This is a genomic window from Pseudomonas sp. EggHat1 (assembly GCF_014892995.1).
GTDB lineage: Bacteria > Pseudomonadota > Gammaproteobacteria > Pseudomonadales > Pseudomonadaceae > Aquipseudomonas > Aquipseudomonas chaetocerotis.
In genome coordinates, this window is record NZ_JACKQK010000014.1 from 70,264 (window position 1) to 87,415 (window position 17,152).

16 protein-coding genes are annotated in these 17,152 nt (G+C 62.4%); 7 read left to right on the forward strand and 9 right to left on the reverse strand.

What is annotated here, in order from left to right; translation table 11 throughout:
* Positions 1-7 precede the first annotated feature (7 nt).
* The 6 genes from INS93_RS19915 to INS93_RS19940 form a co-directional block, all read right to left on the reverse strand.
* Entirely contained in the window at positions 8-721 is a 714-nt protein-coding gene (locus tag INS93_RS19915; RefSeq protein ID WP_192985114.1) for an anti-sigma factor, read from the reverse strand.
* Positions 718-1,266, reverse strand: coding sequence for a sigma-70 family RNA polymerase sigma factor (locus INS93_RS19920; protein WP_192985117.1), 549 nt, complete (start codon positions 1,264-1,266; stop codon positions 718-720). The genes INS93_RS19915 and INS93_RS19920 overlap by 4 nt, the downstream gene beginning before the upstream one ends.
* Positions 1,267-1,386: 120 nt before the next feature.
* Positions 1,387-2,199, reverse strand: a complete 813-nt coding sequence (locus tag INS93_RS19925; protein ID WP_192985119.1) for an FG-GAP repeat protein — start codon at positions 2,197-2,199, stop codon at positions 1,387-1,389.
* 58 nt (positions 2,200-2,257) lie between these two features.
* A complete protein-coding gene (locus INS93_RS19930; protein ID WP_192985121.1) occupies positions 2,258-3,118 on the reverse strand; it encodes a pirin family protein in 861 nt (286 codons plus the stop codon).
* Complete coding sequence (locus tag INS93_RS19935; protein ID WP_192985123.1) at positions 3,115-3,516, reverse strand: OsmC family protein; 402 nt, start codon at positions 3,514-3,516, stop codon at positions 3,115-3,117. The genes INS93_RS19930 and INS93_RS19935 overlap by 4 nt, the downstream gene beginning before the upstream one ends.
* Positions 3,517-3,575: 59 nt before the next feature.
* Complete coding sequence (locus INS93_RS19940) at positions 3,576-4,970, reverse strand: methyl-accepting chemotaxis protein (RefSeq protein WP_192985125.1); 1,395 nt, start codon at positions 4,968-4,970, stop codon at positions 3,576-3,578.
* A 247-nt stretch (positions 4,971-5,217) separates the two neighbouring features.
* Here INS93_RS19940 and INS93_RS19945 point away from each other — a divergent pair, with 247 nt between their 5' ends.
* From INS93_RS19945 to INS93_RS19955, 3 genes are all read left to right on the forward strand, one after another.
* Positions 5,218-6,228 carry an amidohydrolase family protein gene (locus tag INS93_RS19945; RefSeq protein WP_192985213.1) on the forward strand — a complete coding sequence of 337 codons (1,011 nt, stop codon included), beginning with the start codon at positions 5,218-5,220 and terminating at the stop codon, positions 6,226-6,228.
* A gap of 157 nt (positions 6,229-6,385) precedes the next feature.
* Positions 6,386-6,850 carry a DUF3859 domain-containing protein gene (locus tag INS93_RS19950; RefSeq protein ID WP_074914790.1) on the forward strand — a complete coding sequence of 155 codons (465 nt, stop codon included), beginning with the start codon at positions 6,386-6,388 and terminating at the stop codon, positions 6,848-6,850.
* A gap of 702 nt (positions 6,851-7,552) precedes the next feature.
* Positions 7,553-9,178: a methyl-accepting chemotaxis protein gene (locus tag INS93_RS19955; protein ID WP_192985127.1), complete on the forward strand. Its 1,626-nt coding sequence runs from the start codon at positions 7,553-7,555 to the stop codon at positions 9,176-9,178.
* A 98-nt stretch (positions 9,179-9,276) separates the two neighbouring features.
* On the opposite strand, the gene fabB is transcribed toward INS93_RS19955, so the two are convergent.
* The 3 genes from fabB to INS93_RS19970 form a co-directional block, all read right to left on the reverse strand.
* Positions 9,277-10,497: a beta-ketoacyl-ACP synthase I gene (gene fabB / locus INS93_RS19960; protein ID WP_017677145.1), complete on the reverse strand. Its 1,221-nt coding sequence runs from the start codon at positions 10,495-10,497 to the stop codon at positions 9,277-9,279.
* A gap of 11 nt (positions 10,498-10,508) precedes the next feature.
* Positions 10,509-11,024 carry a 3-hydroxyacyl-[acyl-carrier-protein] dehydratase FabA gene (gene fabA / locus INS93_RS19965; RefSeq protein ID WP_003240795.1) on the reverse strand — a complete coding sequence of 172 codons (516 nt, stop codon included), beginning with the start codon at positions 11,022-11,024 and terminating at the stop codon, positions 10,509-10,511.
* A gap of 214 nt (positions 11,025-11,238) precedes the next feature.
* Entirely contained in the window at positions 11,239-13,137 is a 1,899-nt protein-coding gene (locus INS93_RS19970; RefSeq protein WP_192985129.1) for an ATP-binding protein, read from the reverse strand.
* 282 nt (positions 13,138-13,419) lie between these two features.
* On the opposite strand from INS93_RS19970, the gene INS93_RS19975 reads away from it, so the two are divergent.
* The 4 genes from INS93_RS19975 to INS93_RS19990 all read left to right on the forward strand — a co-directional run bounded on the left by INS93_RS19975 (position 13,420) and on the right by INS93_RS19990 (position 17,121).
* Positions 13,420-14,442: an NAD(P)H-dependent glycerol-3-phosphate dehydrogenase gene (locus INS93_RS19975; protein ID WP_192985131.1), complete on the forward strand. Its 1,023-nt coding sequence runs from the start codon at positions 13,420-13,422 to the stop codon at positions 14,440-14,442.
* A 29-nt stretch (positions 14,443-14,471) separates the two neighbouring features.
* On the forward strand, positions 14,472-14,819 hold the full coding sequence (locus INS93_RS19980; protein WP_147809721.1) for a DUF4389 domain-containing protein: 348 nt from the start codon (positions 14,472-14,474) through the stop codon (positions 14,817-14,819).
* On the forward strand, positions 14,816-15,274 hold the full coding sequence (gene sixA, locus INS93_RS19985; RefSeq protein ID WP_075747337.1) for a phosphohistidine phosphatase SixA: 459 nt from the start codon (positions 14,816-14,818) through the stop codon (positions 15,272-15,274). The genes INS93_RS19980 and sixA overlap by 4 nt, the downstream gene beginning before the upstream one ends.
* Positions 15,275-15,453: 179 nt before the next feature.
* Positions 15,454-17,121: an AMP-binding protein gene (locus tag INS93_RS19990; protein ID WP_192985133.1), complete on the forward strand. Its 1,668-nt coding sequence runs from the start codon at positions 15,454-15,456 to the stop codon at positions 17,119-17,121.
* Positions 17,122-17,152 lie beyond the last annotated feature (31 nt).

Below are 17,152 nucleotides of genomic sequence, written 5' to 3' on the forward strand. Positions count from 1 at the left end.
AACCCACTCAGTTGGCGCTGGCCAGCACGGCGCGACCGATGTAAAGCACCGGACCACTAGGTCGGTTGTATGGCGAGCCGCCTTCAGGTTCGAGGGTCAGCTCGAACAACTGCCCGGCCTGTACGGCGCCGATCTGCTCGGCAGGCAGACGCAGTGGCTGGCCGGCTTCGACCAGACCCAGCGAACGTGGACCGTCGGCTGGGTCGATCAGCGTCCAGAATTGCAAGGCGCGGCCTTCTGGGACCTGATCGGCGACCAGCGGATCGAGCGAGAGCGTGCCATCGCTGCCGACCTGGATCACCCAACCCGGCTTGGCCGCTTCGCCCGGTTGCTGCAGCACCACGGTAAAGCGTTCGCCAGCGATATCCGGGGCGCGCAACAGCGGCATCAGCACGGCAAGCAAAAGGGCAACGGCTAGCGCGGCGGCAGTCAGACGCCAGGTCAGCAGGCTGTTCCACCAGTTGGCCAGCGGGGTCGAGCGAGGCTCGTCGAGTAGACCCAGGCTCTGCCGAATGCGTGCCCAGAGTGCCGGGGAGGGTGCATGTGCCGGTAGCCGGTCGCTCAGTTCGAGAAAGTGCCGTTCCCATTCCAGGGCCATACGGGCGGCACTCTCATCCTCTTCGAGCAATTGGCGCACCTCGGCTGCTTCATGTTCGTCGAGCAAGCCGAGCAGGTACTCGCCAATCAGGGCACGGCGTTCTTCGGGATCGTGCGTAATCATGCTTGCAGACACTCCTGCAGCGCGCGCAGGCCGGCGCGGATACGGCCTTTGATGGTGCCCAGCGGTGTGCTCAGGCGGCTGGCGATCTGCTCGTGTGTCAGACCCCGGTAGAACGCCAGCAGAATTGGATGGCGGCGCGGTTTTTCCAGGCGCTGCAGGCAACTACGCAACAGGCGCTGCTCGGATTGCTCCAGCGTTTGCGCTTCGGCCTGCGGGCTGTCGTCGAGCACACGCTCGATGAAGTCATCGTCCACTTCGACATGCCGGTTGCCACTGCGCAAGGCATTGAGCACGCGGTAGCGCAAGATGCTGTGCACCCAGGCGCGGCCGCTGCCCAGTTCGCGCCGATAGCGCGCGGCGTGCTGCCAGATGCGCACGAAGGCGTCGTGCAGGCAGTCCTCGGCAATGTCCCGCCGGCCCAGCATGCTGATGGCCAGGCCGAGCAATTGCCCGGCCTCTTGCCGGTAGAGCGTCTGGAAGGCACGTTCGTCGCCGCGTGCGCAGGCTTCCAGGGTACTTTCGTAATCGAACTCGCGATCTGCCATGGGTCATCCGTTGGCCTGAAAAATCCGCATGCAGCTTATACCCGGCTACTGAGCTTCTGGATCACGCACAGGTAACAAAAAACTGCGAAGGCGTTGTCGTGTATTCACACGGGTGAGGCTTCAGGGTTGGGCCTGGGCATAGGCATCATCGAGTGAAACCCAGCGCTCCAATGGACCCTTGCGCGAGACGTAGCGAATCTGTAGCCAGCGCCCCTGTTGATCCAGGACTTCGCAGACGTCCCCTGCGATCAGGTAAGCCTTGCTCCGGCTGTTTTCTTCCGGTCGTTCGTGGAGGTAAAGGCGCGGAGCGGGCACCGTCCAGGTGAGTGACTGATCATCATCGTCGAGCGCGCGGCTGGCGATGATCCGACCTTGAGGGTCGAGTGTCTTCTCGAACACCGGGAAAAATACAGGTGCATCCGGATCGTAGTCGTGGCGCACCTGCAGCGTCTTGTACAGCCAGGGGGCACCGGACTCATCGAAGCGGTAGGCGTCGTAGTACCAGCGTGGCCCGCTGCGGCAGTGGCTGTAGAGCGCCCGCTCCTCATTGTTGGGCTGCAGCTCCGACAGCCATGAGCAATTGACACGTTCCATCAGCGTCGGCGCCATCTCTAACCACTCGAAGCGTTGTAGGAGCGGGCGGTAGAGGTAAACGTGGTAGGCGGAGTTGACCATCCCGGCCGGCACGCTGATCGCCAGATCCGGGTGGCCGTCGAAGTCGTAGTCCTCGACGGCGAAGCTCGGCGCTTCAGCGTCGTTGCCTTCGGGGATGCTCAGCTCCAGGCGGCTGCCGTCGGGTTGCTGAAGAAAATAGCGTTCGCCGTGCTGTTGTACCTGGGCATGCTGCCCGGGCTCAGGCTCGAAACTGGGTAGGTCGGCCAGGGCTAGCGTGGGCAACAGCAGCAGGCCAGCGAGGGGGCGATACAGGGGCAAGATGGCAATCCTTTGCGAACGGCAGGCGCCTTTCAGCGCCTGTGTTTGAACAGCAGTCTCAGCGCGGCAGTTCGATGCGCGTGGTTTCACCTGGGACCTGCGGCCAGTCGCCCGCTGCCCAGCGCTGGCGCGCCTGGTCGATCAGTTCCGGCGTAGTGGCGACGAAGTTCCAGTTGATTCGCCGTGGACCAATGGGTTCGCCGCCGATCAGGGCCAGGTGGCATTCGCCGCAGGCGCTGAGCACGGGCGTTTCGCCTGCCGGGATCACTGCCATGGTGTGCCGGGGCAGGGGCTCGCCATCCAGCTCCGCTTCGCCATCGATGAGGTACAGGGCTCGTTCGCTGTGTTCGGCGGGTATCAGCAGGTTGGCACCGGCGGCCAGGCGCAGCTCGGCATACAGGGTCGGTGAGCGAACCGGCACCGGCGATTCGAGGCAGAAGCCACTGCCGGCGATCAGGGTGATCTGCACGCCCATGGCCTCGCTGCGGGGTAGCGAAGCGGCTGGGTGATGGCTGTAAGCCGGTTCGCACTGTTCCTCGGCTTCCGGCAAGGCCAGCCAGACCTGCAGGCCGTGCGCTCGCTTGTTCTGCCCGAGCTGCTCGGGCGGCGTGCGCTCGACATGGGCGACGGCGCGCCCTGCGGTCATCCAGCTGACATCGCGGGGGCCCACCAACTGGTCAGATCCCAGGCTGTCCTTGTGCTGCAGCTGGCCTTCGAACAGGTAGGTGAGGGTGGATAGGCCGATATGCGGATGCTGGGCAATGTTCATGCCTTTGCCGGCCGGGTAGTCATGCTCCAGCATGTGATCGAAGAACACGAAGGGGCCGATGCTGCGAAAGCGTGCCGAGGGCAGGGGACGCAGAATCGGTTGGCCGGAAATGTCCTCGGCGCGCGGGCGGATCAGCTGCAACTCGCTCATGCCTGAGCTCCCGCCAAGCGGGTTTCGACCTGGATGTCGGTGGTGGTCATCAGCTTGTGGATCGGGCATTTGTCCGCCACGCGCAGCAGTTGCTGGCGCTGAGTCTCGTCCAGTGGCCCCTTGAGCGTCAGATCGACGATCAGGCGGTAGTTGCCCTGGCGCTCCTCGCTGTCGTCACGCTCGACGTGCACGTCGATGCCTTCCAGCGGAAGGCCGCGTTGGCGCGCATAGAGCAGCAGGGTCATGGCCTTGCAGGTGCCGAGGGCTGCGTCGAACAGATCGTGCGGTTCCGGTCCGGCGCCATCCCCGCCCTGCTCGGGCGAGACGTCACCGGTGAGCAGGTGCGAGCCGATTTCGATCTGCTGCTGCAGGCCCTTGTTGTTGTGAATGCGGATCATGGCGCTTCCCTTGAGGTGTGACGAATCGACAGAGGCCAGCCTAGCCCAGTCGGCACCGATCACACCAGCGCCGAGAGCCTCACGTCCGCTCCCAGCACACGCAGCAGTTGGCCGCGTTCATCGACAATGGGGACTGAAACGGTAAAGCAGAAATCGTCCGTCGCCGAGGAACGGTAGACCTGGGTGATATGGCTCTCCATTCGCTCGGCCACGGCGCGGAACCAGGGGCGCTGGCTCCAGTCGTGGCCGCGACAGCTGGCACCCTCACCGTGGGCCACATCGGCGGCGAAGATGTTCTCGGAAATCTGTACGCCGCGGCTATCTACCAGGTAGAACAGCTCGAAACGGCTGTCGCGCGCCAGGGTATCGGCAAGCAGTCGTTCGGCCGCCGTCATGTCGCTGACCAGCTCGGCACGTTTGGCCAGTTGTTCGACGCTGGCGCGCACGGCTGCGTGAATTTCCAGGCGAAAGTCGCCGAGCCCTGCGAGCAGGCGATCACCGTCTTCGCGCACAGCCTTGCTGTGATGCAGTACCTGGCCGGCCTTGCCGAGCAGTTCACTGGCGACCTGGGCGATGTTCTGTACATCGCCATTGATCGAGCGCACGGCCTGGCCGATCTGCTCCGTGCCTGCGGCGATCTGGCCGACCTGAGCGTCCAGGCGATCCATGGCCTGGCGCGTACTGTCCAGCCCGCTGCTGACGGCGAGAATACCGGTGCGGCCGTCGGCCACGGCCTGGTTCATGTGCTGGCCGGCATCGCCGAGCTGCTGCATGCCTTCGCGAAAGCGCTCGATGATGCCACTGACCTGGCCGGTGGCATCGGTGGTATGGCCAGCCAGACGCCGCACTTCCTCGGCGACCACGGCGAAGCCGCGACCATGTTCACCCGCGCGAGCGGCCTCGATTGCGGCGTTCAGGGCGAGCAGGTTGGTCTGCTGGGAGATGCTGGCAATCACGCCGATGACCTTGCTCACTTCATCGAGCTGTCCGGCCAAATGCTGGATCACCTGAGCCAGTTGCGCTTCGCTGGCGTCGATCACTTCGACCTGGCGCAACACCGCCTGGCCGCTTTGCTGGCATTGGTTGAGGGTGGCGGAAACCTCGGCGGACAAGCGCGCGACTTCGCCAGCACCGGGCACCAGTTCGGCGTCCAGTGTGGTGGTGACCTGCTCGCTGGCGCTGGCGATCAACTCCGAGGACTGTGCCAGCGTCTGCCCGCTTTGTTGGTTGGCAGCGGCAATGCGCGCCAGTTGTGGCGCATGCGCGGCGATGCCGACGGCGGCGCCGAGGCTGGCACGAATGCGTTGCTGGAGACCTGCGCTGAAGTCGTTCAGGCGAGTCATCCATTGATAGTGTTCCGGGAGGCGAATGGTGAGGTCGTGCTGTTGGAACAGAGCGTCCAATGCGGCCTCGTCCTGGGCCTTGCGGGCTGGCTTGCGCAGCAACTGCAACATGATGATTCCCCTGTCTGGTCTGCCTGAGTCACTGCAAGCCAGGTGCCATCATCGGCTGACGTACCCATGGCCGTTTCAGGCCGTTAGCCAGCTATTAATGTTCCCGCTTGGTGCAGCCCCTGATTGCCTGCTTCTTTTGGGGGCGCTGATGCGAATGGCGTGGGGTGACCTCCGAACTTGCCGGGCCGCTAGGCGGTCTATGCTGCTCGTACCGTCAGGAGGACTCGCCTTGCTCACATCTCGAACGATGCCATGGATACTCGCGCTCAGCGCCGCTATCGCCTGCAGCGCTCAGGCCCGCGAATACCGTTACAGCGACTCCCACCTGCATTACGTGGACTTCTTCCAGGAAAGCGCCGGCATGGACGAACTGCTGGAGAAAATGGCGGAAAACAACGTCGATCATGTGATGTTCTCCGGCATTCCGGTGGCCAAGAAATGGGATGAGGACGAGCCCAGGCGTCCGCGTTATTACGCCGGTGATGACGCCAATGCCTATTGGTACAGCGCTACCGACGTGTTTATCGCCGCCGCCTACAAGCGTCTGCCCGCCGAGCAGCGTAAACGCTTCCATCCGTTTCTTTCCGGCTTCAACCCCAACGACAAGAACGCCGATGCGCATATCCGCCGCATGCTGGAGCTCGATCCCGGCCTTTGGCAGGGCATCGGTGAGGTCTTCACTCGTCACGACGATCTCACCGCGTTGATTCATGGCAGCGCACCGCGCGCCAACAACGAGGCGCTGGCGCGGGTTTTCCATCTGGCTGCCGAATATGACCTGCCGGTGATGCTGCATTCGAACATCACCTCCAAGCGCGAGCGCAATCCGCTTTATCTGGAAGAGATCGAGGCGCCGCTGCGCAATCATCCGCATGTGCGTTTCATCTGGGCGCATGCTGGCACCAGTGCCGAGATTCATCGTCATCAGGAGAAACTCGACTTCCTCCTGGAGACGGTCGAACGCATGCTCGGCCAATACCCGAACCTCTATATTGATCTGTCCTGGACCATGCTGCGTCCCTACCTGCTGGACGAAAACGGCACGCCTGATCCGCAGTGGGTGCATCTGGTCAGCAGTTACCCGGAGCGCTTCATGCTGGGCTCGGATGTGGTCGGCCGTTTCGGCAGCCTGGGCGAGTACATGAAGGGCTTCGACCCGTTTCTCGATGCGCTGCCAGAGGACGTCGCGCACAAGGTGGCGCGTGACAACTTCCTTTCCGTGCTGCCACGCAAGGTGCAGGCCGAGCTGGATCCGTAGAGTGGACGTCACGCAGTGACGATCTCCCATGCCCTTCTCCTTCTGGGAGAAGGTGGCGCGTAGCGCCGGATGAGGGAGGCCTGCCCCTTAGTGCGACTGTCATCAGGTTGTCATCCGGGCGTCATAGGCTCGCGCTCATCTCAACGAGGAGCGCACCATGCATTACACCCGAGTGGCCATGATGGCCGGTCTATTCGCCTGGGCAGGTCTGAGCCAGGCTGACGTCCGTGTCGAGGGGCCAGTGGAATACGGCATCTTCAGCAGCCAGTATCAGGACTACCAGCCAGGCGAGCGGGTATTGACTCGCAGCAACCAGGAAATCGAGCGCACCGAGCAGATTCCCGCCAAGCTCGGCACCAAGTTCGGCATGCGCTACAGCCTGGCCGGCAAGCGCGAGGGTGATACGCCGCTGACGCTGCTGTACCTCACCCCGGGTGTGGTCACCCCGGATGGTCAGCGTCATGACAAGTTCGAAGTACAGCAGAAGCTGGTAGTCGGTGCCCCGCAGGACGTGATGGCTTTCGAATTCACCGAACATCACGAAGTGGTGCCCGGCGAGTGGCATTTCATCGTCTATCAGGGCGACCGCAAACTGGCCGAACAGCGCTTCATGGTGCGCTGATCACCAGCTGGATAAGCATTTTCGCTGCGCATGCTCCGGTTTACTGGGGCCGCACATCCGTCCATTCCATGGATCGTTCAGCGCATGTAGCAATGCCTGACGCAGGTGAGCGTCGGGCATGACGCCAGCATGCCGATCCAATTGCCCATGATGGGCCAAGGGGCGCTGGCGTCACATCTATGTTGCCGGCGTTTCTCCCGATCAAGCAGGGCGATGGTCAGGTCACTGTCTCTCCTGGCTTTAGCGAGCCAATTCGTGCCCTCATCCAGCCGGGTGCAAGCGCGGTCATCATCCAGCGTTGCAGCATGCCTTGCTTGAGGCGCGATGCAAGCGACTCACCATACTCGGCTGTATGGCTGCTCTGCGTGGCCGGCAACGCCTGCCCATGGTCAGCCTGTCTCCGGGCCGACTCGTGGATGATGTGCGATGCGCCAACTCATAGGCTTTCGTCCGTGCCTGCGCGCTCAGTGTGTCTATGACTGGAAGTAACAACGGGATGAAGCGTCGCGCGTTCAGCACTGGCGCTGGTTCGTCGATCAGCCAATGACCAAGGCGCTGCGCCGATAGAATATTTTCCTTTTTCCTTATAAAGCGCGCGGACATAAGGCCGATAAGCCGTCAGGGATCAGCGCAATCCTCCCGATCCTTGGCCAGGTATGGCTGAGGATGTCTCGATTTTTGCGCGCAATGGGAGCTTCAAAAATGTCGCTGCGTAATCTTTCAATCGCCCCCCGTGCGGCTCTGGGGTTCGGACTGGTCGCTCTGCTGGTTGTGCTGCTTGGAATATTTTCATTGATGCAGATGGGGGAAATGCGCGAGCGGTCCGACGAGGTCAATGAGAATTGGCTGCCAAGCGTCTTGGCCATTGGCGATGTGTCCAAGAATATCTTGCGGTTGCGTGCCATTACCTTGCGTTCGATGCTTAATCGCGATTCGGCACAGGTGCAGGCTAATCTTCGGCTGGTTGAGGACGTGCGCGCATCCCTTGCCAAGAGCCAGGAGGCCTATGAACAACTGATTTCCAGCACTGAGGAGCGCGGCATCTACGACGAGTTCAAGCGCTCCGAGGCGGCATACTTGCAGGAGCAGACTCGAATCGTGGAGTCGCTACGCCAGGGTGATTTCGATGCTGCCATCGAGGTGGCTGGCGGCGTGCTCAACGAGCATGCCGATGCCATGATGCAGGGCCTCGCCAAGCTGATCGAGATGAATCGTGTGAGCGCTGTGGCAGCAGGCGAATCGGCCAGGCAGGTGGCGGAGTCAGCACGTATCTGGGTCATCGCCATGATGATTCTGGCGACTCTGGCTACCATCGTGCTGGCGATGCTGTTGACACGCAGCATTGTCGCGCCGTTGAGTGAAGCGGTGCGGGTGGCCGAGGTGGTGGCATCTGGCGATCTGACGCGGGTGATTCATGCTGAAGGTAGCGACGAGCCCGCGCGTTTGCTCAGCGCCCTGAAAAGCATGCAGCAGAGTCTGCGCAGCACTATCCAGAGCATCGCTGATTCGTCCAATCAACTGGCGTCGGCATCCGAAGAGCTACATGCGGTGACCGAAGATTCGACTCGCGGCCTGCATCAGCAGAACACCGAGATCGAGCAGGCTGCTACGGCAGTCAACGAGATGACTGCTGCAGTCGAAGAGGTAGCGCGCAATGCCGTAAGCACCTCCGAGGCGTCACGTGAATCCAATGCTACTGCGCTGCAGGGACGCGAGCAGGTACGCCAGACCGTGAGCTCGATCAGTCAGCTGGCCGATGATGTAAATGGCACCGCGGGTGAGGTCGAGAAGTTGGCCGAGCGGGTTCGTGAGATCAGCAAGGTGCTCGACGTGATCCGCTCCATCGCCGAGCAGACCAACCTGCTGGCACTCAACGCTGCCATCGAGGCGGCGCGGGCCGGTGATGCAGGGCGCGGCTTCGCTGTGGTGGCTGACGAGGTGCGCGCGCTGGCGCATCGCACTCAGCAATCCACCCAGGAGATCGAACAGATGATCGGCGCCATTCAGAGTGGCACCGATCAGGCGGTCGGTTCGATGCAGAGCAGCAACAGTCGCGCCCGTTCCACCCTTGAGGTAGCCCAGGCTGCGGGTACGGCACTGGAGCTGATCACCCAGGCGATTTCCTCGATCAACGAACGCAACCTGGTGATTGCCAGTGCGTCGGAAGAGCAGGCCCAGGTAGCCAGGGAAGTGGACCGCAATCTGGTCAACATTCGCGATCTTTCGCTGCAGAGTTCGGCGGGTGCCAACCAGACCAGCGCGGCCAGTCAGGAGCTGTCGCGCCTGGCGATCGATCTGAACAACTTGGTCGCGCGCTTCAAGGTCTGAAGCGGGGCCCATTCCCCCTCCCGCCAGCGGGAGAGGGGAGAAAGCAGTACGAACGAAAACGGCGCCCGAAGGCGCCGTTTTCTTTACCGCGGCAGCTGTTACTTGCCGGCCCAGCGCTTGAGCACCAGGGTGGCATTGGTGCCACCAAAACCGAAGCTGTTGCTCATCACGGTATCGAGCTTGGCGTTCTCGACGGTGCTGAGCTGGATCGGCATGTCGGCCACTTCCGGGTCGAGTTCGTCGATGTTGGCCGACGCGGCGATGAAGTTGCCTTCCATCATCAGCATGCAGTAGATCGCTTCCTGCACGCCGGCAGCGCCGAGGCTGTGGCCGGAAAGGCTCTTGGTAGAGCTGATGGCCGGGGCCTTGTCGCCGAACACGGCGCGCACGCCTTTGATTTCCGCAACGTCGCCAACCGGCGTCGAGGTGCCGTGGGTGTTGAGGTAGTCGATCGGGGTGTCAACGGTGGCCAGCGCTTGCTGCATGCAGCGGATCGCACCTTCACCGCTCGGGGCGACCATGTCGTAGCCATCGGAGGTCGCGCCGTAGCCGACGATTTCCGCGTAGATCTTGGCGCCACGGGCCAGAGCGTGTTCCAGCTCCTCGACCACGACCATGCCACCACCGCCGGCGATGACGAAACCGTCACGCTTGGCGTCGTAGGCGCGCGAAGCCTTTTCCGGGGTTTCGTTGTACTGAGTGGAGAGGGCGCCCATGGCGTCGAACAGGCAGCTCTGGCTCCAGTGCTCTTCTTCGCCGCCACCGGCGAAGACCACGTCCTGTTTGCCCAGCTGGATCTGCTCCATGGCCTGGCCGATGCAATGCGCGCTGGTGGCGCAGGCCGAGGAGATGGAGAAGTTGACGCCCTTGATCTTGAACGGAGTCGCCAGGCACGCCGATACGGTGCTGCCCATGGTGCGGGTCACGCGGTATGGGCCGATGCGCTTGACGCCTTTTTCGCGCAGGGTATCGATGGCTTCCATCTGGTTGACGGTGGAAGCGCCACCGGAACCGGCGATCAGGCCGGTGCGCGGATTGGAAATCTGCTCTTCGCTGAGGCCGGAATCCTTGATCGCCTGTTCCATCGACAGATAGGCGTAGGCCGCAGCGTCGCCCATGAAGCGGAACAGTTTGCGGTCGATCAGCTCTTCCAGGTTCAGGTTGACCGAACCGGAGACATGACTACGCAGGCCCATTTCGGCGTAGGAGGGGTTGAAACGGATGCCTGATTTGCCCGCGCGAAGGCTGCCGGCAACGGCTTCTTTGTCATTGCCCAGGCAGGAAACGATGCCCAGACCGGTGATCACTACACGACGCATGTGCAAGTCCTTCAGAAACTGTCGGTGGAGGTGAACAGGCCGACGCGCAGGCCTTCGGCGCTGTAAATTTCGCGACCGTCGACGGCTACGGTGCCATCGGCGATGCCGAGGATCAGCGAGCGGCTGATGGTGCGCTTGATGTGAATGTTGTAGGTGACCTTCTTGGCGGTCGGCAGTACCTGACCGAAGAATTTCACCTCGCCACTACCCAGGGCACGACCGCGGCCCGGGTTGCCTTGCCAGCCGAGGTAGAAGCCGACCAACTGCCACATGGCGTCGAGACCGAGGCAGCCCGGCATTACCGGGTCGCCCTCGAAGTGGCAGCCGAAGAACCACAGGTCCGGATTGATATCGAGCTCAGCGACGATTTCGCCCTTGCCGTACTTGCCGCCGGTTTCGCTGATGTGAGCGATGCGATCGATCATCAGCATGTTTGGGGCGGGCAGTTGCGCGTTCCCCGGGCCGAACAGTTCGCCGCGGCTGCAGGCGAGCAGGTCTTCCCGGGTGTAGGCGTTTTGTCTTGTCATGCGAGCTCCTCAATTGTCCCCACGCTTCTAAGGCTGGGCGAATCGTCCTGGCCGACGACGTCTGGATAGGCGTCTGCCGGCAGCCTAGTCATAGACTGTTGCGTTGTGGTGAAAGTCACAGCGCACTGAGTACAGTTGTACTCTGCTGGCATTGGAATGTCACAGGCACAGCAGTTTCCCCTTGTAACGCCAGCTTGTCACGGGCGCCACTCGCCTATGGTCGGGCTGGCAGCCAGCGCAGCAGAATGCGTTGCAAATCCGCTCGTTTGAACGGTTTTGCCAGGTAATCGTTCATTCCCGCCTCCAGACAGGCTTCGCGGTCACCCTGCAGGGCGTTGGCGGTCAGGGCGATGATCGGCACCTGTTGGTATTGCTGGAACTGACGGATCTGCCGCGTTGCCTCGTAGCCGTCCATCAAGGGCAGCCTGCAGTCCATCAGGATAGCGGCGTAATCGTGTCGGTAGCAGTTCTGTACGGCCTGCTGACCATCGCCGACCAGACTGACCTGATAGCCAAGGCTGCGCAACATGGCCTCGATGACCGTCTGGTTGACCGGATTGTCCTCCACCAGCAATACCGCCTGACCGTCGCCGCTGCCCAGGTTCTGGTTGTCACTGCGTTGTGCGGTTTCGTTGCGGGCCAGAAAGGGCAGCGGTATTTCCAGGGTGAACACCGAACCCGCGCCCAGCTGGCTTTCTGCGCGCAGGGTGCCGCCCATGCGTTCGGCCAGGGTGCGGGCGATCGGCAGACCGAGGCCGGTGCCACCGTAGCGGCGGGAAATCGAGGTGTCCGCCTGCTGGAAGGCATCGAACATATGCTCCAGGCGCTCGTCGTCGATGCCGATGCCGCTGTCGCGTACGGCGCAGGTAAACCACAGCACCTGGTCATCCAGCTTCTGCCAGCGGGTTTCCACGCGAATCTGGCCTTCTTCGGTGAACTTCAGTGCGTTGCCGATCAGATTGACCAGAATCTGCCGGATGCGCGTGGGGTCGCCGCGCATCTCCATCTGATCCAGGCCTGGCTGGGTTTCCAGTAGCAGTTGCAGACCACGTTGCTGAGCGCTGTGCTGGAATACCTGCACCGAGCCTTGCAACAGCTCTAGCAGGCTGAAGGGGATGGCTTCGAGCTCCAGGGCGCCACGTTCTATCCGCGAGAAATCGAGGATGTCGTTGATCACCTTGAGCAGGTGCTCGGTAGACTCGGTGGCCAACGCGGCGTATTCATTCTGCTCGTCGTTCAGGCTGGTGGTTTCAAGCAGTTGCAGCATGCCCAGCACGCCATTCATGGGCGTGCGCAGTTCGTGGCTCATCATGGCCAGGAAGTCAGACTTGGCCCGGTTGGCCTGCTCGGATTCCTCGCGCGCCTGGATCAAYTCGGCAATCGCCTGCTGCTGCTCGCGACCGCTCTGCTCGAGGGCGCAGGCGAGGTTATTGATATGCCGGGCGAGGTCGGTCAGCTCGTCATTGCCGCGCTCGATCAGCGAGGGGCGATAGTCGCCGCTCTGAATGCGTTCCAGGGCTTGGCCCATGGCGCTCATCGGCTGCGCCAGACGCCTGGCCAGGCGTCTGGCGAGGAGGAAGGTCAGCAGTAGCGCCACCAGTGACAGAATACCGGCCTTGAACAATATCTCTTGCTGGCGCGCATTGAAGGTGTCGTTGGACATGCCCACCACCACCCGGCCCAGGTAGCCGTCGCCGAGTGCCTTGCCCAGCGGTGGCAGCACTTGCGTGCGTGCAGGTTGGCCCTGCAGGCGAATTGGTGCCTGGAACACCTCGACCTGTGGCGTGCTGTGGCCTTGTTCCTTGGGTCGTTCGACATACACCAGAATGTTGTCGTCGCGGTCGCGTACTTCGGCGAAACGCACGTCCGGGGTGCTGAGGGTGGCACGCAGCAGGCTTTCCAGGGTACTGAGGTTGTCGTTGAGCACGCCGTATTCGGTGGCTGGCGCCAGTTGATTGGCAATCAACTGGCCGATATGACCCTGCTCCAGGCGCAGATCCTGCAGGCGGGTAAAGGTGAGAAAGCCGGTCAGCAGCAGGGTCAGCAGCAGGGCAGGACCGACGCTGATCAACTGGGTGCGGGTGTGAATGTTCCAGCCGCGACGCTTGTTCATGGCTCTACCGTCCCTGGAAAGCGGCGCTGCTGCCTGACGAGAGGCGCAGGGCGGGGGCAAGGGGCTGCCTGTGGGCACGAATCGTCCTTGGCAATTATGGTCAATCCGGCATGTTAACTGACCCGACGCGCTTTGCCAGCGTCAGGCGTCTGCACTCTGCGGTAATTCTCGTTTGCCCCTCTCTGTGGATGGCCCGCACTGAACTTTTGCCCTGGCCGGGTACTCTCGGCTCCGTATAATGCCTACAGACCGCCATCACGCATGGCCTCATTCGGAAGACCTATGACACAGCTCCAACCCATTGCCGTACTCGGCGGCGGCAGCTTCGGTACCGCCCTGGCCAATCTACTGGCGGAGAACGGCCAGCGCGTCCTGCAGTGGATGCGTGACCCCGAGCAGGCCGAGCAGATGCGTCAGAGCGGCGAGAATCCGCGCTATCTGAAAGGCGTGAAGCTGCACAGCGGTATCGAGCCAACCAGCGACCTGAGCAGCGTGCTGCAGCAGGCCGAGCTGGTGCTGGTCGCATTGCCTTCCAGCGCCCTGCGCGATGCTTTGCAACCGGTTGCGGCGCAATTGGCCGCTAAGATGCTGATCAGCACGACCAAGGGCATCGAGGCCAAGACCTTCAAGCTGATGAGCCAGATTCTCGAGGAGATCGCCCCCGACGCGCGTATCGGCGTGCTGTCCGGGCCGAATCTGGCCAAGGAAGTGGCGGATCACGCGCTGACCGCCACGGTGATCGCCAGTGAAGACGAGGAGCTGTGCCTGCGCGTACAGCAGGCTCTGCATGGCAGAACCTTCCGCGTCTACGCCAGTGCCGACCGTTTCGGCGTCGAGCTCGGCGGCGCGTTGAAGAACGTCTACGCCATCATGTCCGGTATGGCGGCGGCGCTGGGCATGGGCGAGAACACCAAAAGCATGCTGATTACCCGCGCTCTGGCGGAAATGACCCGTTTTGCGGTCAAGCTCGGCGCCAACCCGATGACCTTCCTCGGTCTCGCGGGTGTCGGCGACCTGATCGTCACCTGTTCGTCACCAAAGAGCCGCAACTATCAGGTCGGCTTCGCCCTGGGCGAAGGCCTCAGCCTGGAAGACGCGGTGCAGCGCCTTGGCGAAGTCGCCGAAGGGGTCAATACGCTCAAGGTACTGAAGGCCCGTGCCGAAGAACTGGACGTGTACATGCCGCTGGTCGCTGGCCTGCATGCCATCCTCTTCGAGGGGCGTACGCTGGCCCAGGTCATCGAGTTGCTGATGCTGGGTGAACCCAAGACCGACGTCGATTTCATCCCCACTGCGGGTTTCTGAGCCCGGCAGCCAATCAAGGAGAGTGAGTCATGAGCGATGAAAAGCAGGAGTTGGAGCGCGAGTCGATTCTGCTGCGCATTCTGTGGATGGTGATTTTCGTCATCGTCTGGCAACTGGCCGAGCTGCTGCTCGGCGCCGTGGTGCTGCTGCAACTGGGTTACCGCCTGTTCTACGGCGCGCCGAACGCCAGCCTGCTGGGCTTTGGCGATAGCCTCAGCCAATATCTGGCGCAGATTGGTCGATTCGGCACCTTCAATACCGATGAAAAACCCTGGCCGTTTGCCGATTGGCCGACGCCGCGGGCGCCTGAAGGCGAAACCGCGCACAGCATCCCGCCGGCGCCGCACCCTGTGCGCGACGAGGAGCCCAAGCTGTGAGGCTATGGCTGCTGCGCCATGGTGAGGCCGAGCCGCAGGCAGCCAGTGATGCTGCCCGCGAGCTGACCGCCCATGGTCGCAAGGAAGTGCAGCAGGCCGCCGCTCAGCTCGCCGGTCGGCCTTTGACCGCCATCGTCGCCAGCCCCTACGTGCGTGCCCAGCAGACGGCCGAGCTGGTCCGCAGCGAGCTGGGGTTCACCGGCAAGATAAACACCGTGGCCTGGCTGACGCCGGACAGCGATCCGCGTGATGCCCTGAAGTATCTCGATGAGCGTGAGCGTGCCGAGGTGCTGCTGGTCAGCCATCAACCGTTGATTGGCGCGCTGGGTGGTCTGCTGGTGCACGGTCATCGGCAGGAACCGCTGCCCATGCGTACCGCCAGCCTGGCTGAACTGGAAGGTGATATCCCGGCTGCCGGGCTGATGGAGCTGCTGGCGCTGATCCACCCTCGCTGATTGATCACGCCGTGGCGCCCTGGCGGCGTCACAGGCGTCCCGGCCGATGTAGCGCTGGCACGTGCATGTGTGTCCAGGCGAGAAACATTTCTTAACTTGCGCCTCTTTTGTCTGCATGGAATATTCAACCAAGCAAGTGCTTGGTTGATTCCTACAAAAACAACAAAGGAGGAAGCCCTGTGGCTGATGCAATCCGTTTGCCGCTCGAGCTGTTTTACGAACGTGAAGCAAGGCACCCGAACAAACGCTACATGGTGCAACCTTTGGGGGGCGGCCAGCTGCTGGAGCTGAGCTGGGCCGATGTGGGCGAACAGGCTCGTCGTGCAGCCAGTTGGTTGCGTAGTCGCGAGCTGCCACAGGGCAGTCGCATCGCCATCATCTCCAAGAACTGCGCGCACTGGATCGTTGCCGATCTGGCGATCTGGATGGCGGGCCACGTATCGGTACCGCTGTATCCCAACCTCACCGCCGACTCCATGCACCAGGTGCTGGAGCATTCCGAAGCAGCCCTGGCCTTCGTCGGCAAGCTCGATGACTGGGCTTCGATGGCACCGGGCCTGCCGCAGGGCTTACCGACCGTGAGCCTGCCGCTGCATCCGCAAGGCAGCTTCGACTACAGCTGGGATGACTTGCAGCGCAGCGCGCCGATTCAGGACGACCCCAAGCCCGCAGCCAACCAGCTGGCCACCATCATCTACACCTCCGGCACCACGGGCACGCCCAAGGGCGTGATGCACAACTTCTCCAATTTCGGTTTCGCCGCCAGTAACGCCATCAAGCTGTTCGGCGTGGGTGAGGATGATCGACTGATCTCCTACCTGCCGCTGTGCCACGTAGCCGAGCGCATGTTCGTCGAGCTGGCCTCGCTCTACGCCGGGCAGACGATCTTCTTCGCCGAGAGCCTGGATACCTTCCTCGAAGACCTCAAGCGCGCGCGGCCTACGGTGATGTTCGGTGTGCCGCGCATCTGGACCAAGTTTCAGATGGGCGTATACAGCAAGATGCCGGCACAAAAGCTCGACCGCCTGCTGCGGCTGCCGATCATCGGTCGCTTCGTCGGTCGCAAGGTACTCGCAGGCCTCGGTCTGGACGCCATTCGTTATGCGCTGTCAGGCGCCGCGCCAGTGCCTGAGACACTGCTTAACTGGTATCGCCGCCTGGGTATGGAGATCCAGGAGGTCTATGGCATGACCGAGAACTGTGGTTATTCCCACGTCTGTCTGCCGGGCAAGTTCAAGCAGGGTTGGATCGGCCAGAACAACCCGGGCGTCGAGGTACGCATCGGCGAGGATGGCGAAGTCCTGGTACGCAGTGGTGCGACTATGCAGGGTTACTACAAGGACCCGATCAAGACCGCCGAGACGCTGACTGACGATGGTTTCCTGCGTACCGGCGACAAGGGCGAGCAGGACGCCGAAGGCAACCTGCGTCTCACCGGCCGCATCAAGGAAATCTTCAAGACCAGCAAAGGCAAGTACGTGGCGCCGGCGCCAATCGAAAACCGCATCGGTGAGCACTCGCGTATCGAGCAGGTCTGCGTGGTCGGTGACGGCCTGCCGCAACCCATAGCCCTTTGCGTGCTGTCCGATGTGGGGCGCCAGGAGGCGGCCAACGACAGCCGCGATGAACTGGAAAACAGCCTCAAGGCCTTGCTCGCCGAGGTCAATGGCCGTCTTGATCATCATGAGCGGTTGCAAGGCTTGGTGTTGGTCAAGGAGGTCTGGGCAGTGGAGAACGGTTTCCTGACGCCGACCCTGAAAATCAAACGCGCGGTGATCGAGGGCACCTACGGCGAGCGCTTCGCCGAGTGGCAGCAGCGCAGCGAAGCCGTGCTCTGGCACGATTGAGCCTGAATGGGCCGGGCTGACCGGCCCTGTC

Bases quoted from the DNA above. Each gene is read 5' to 3' on its own strand.
- INS93_RS19915 (WP_192985114.1), bottom strand. From the start codon at position 721: ATGATTACGCACGATCCCGAAGAACGCCGTGCCCTGATTGGCGAGTAC.
- INS93_RS19930 (WP_192985121.1), bottom strand. From the start codon at position 3,118: ATGAGCGAGTTGCAGCTGATCCGCCCGCGCGCCGAGGACATTTCCGGC.
- INS93_RS19975 (WP_192985131.1), top strand. From the start codon at position 13,420: ATGACACAGCTCCAACCCATTGCCGTACTCGGCGGCGGCAGCTTCGGT.
- fabA (WP_003240795.1), bottom strand. From the start codon at position 11,024: ATGACAAGACAAAACGCCTACACCCGGGAAGACCTGCTCGCCTGCAGC.
- INS93_RS19920 (WP_192985117.1), bottom strand. From the start codon at position 1,266: ATGGCAGATCGCGAGTTCGATTACGAAAGTACCCTGGAAGCCTGCGCA.
- INS93_RS19950 (WP_074914790.1), top strand. From the start codon at position 6,386: ATGCATTACACCCGAGTGGCCATGATGGCCGGTCTATTCGCCTGGGCA.
- fabB (WP_017677145.1), bottom strand. From the start codon at position 10,497: ATGCGTCGTGTAGTGATCACCGGTCTGGGCATCGTTTCCTGCCTGGGC.
- INS93_RS19945 (WP_192985213.1), top strand. From the start codon at position 5,218: ATGCCATGGATACTCGCGCTCAGCGCCGCTATCGCCTGCAGCGCTCAG.
- INS93_RS19955 (WP_192985127.1), top strand. From the start codon at position 7,553: ATGTCGCTGCGTAATCTTTCAATCGCCCCCCGTGCGGCTCTGGGGTTC.
- INS93_RS19935 (WP_192985123.1), bottom strand. From the start codon at position 3,516: ATGATCCGCATTCACAACAACAAGGGCCTGCAGCAGCAGATCGAAATC.
- INS93_RS19980 (WP_147809721.1), top strand. From the start codon at position 14,472: ATGAGCGATGAAAAGCAGGAGTTGGAGCGCGAGTCGATTCTGCTGCGC.
- INS93_RS19940 (WP_192985125.1), bottom strand. From the start codon at position 4,970: ATGTTGCAGTTGCTGCGCAAGCCAGCCCGCAAGGCCCAGGACGAGGCC.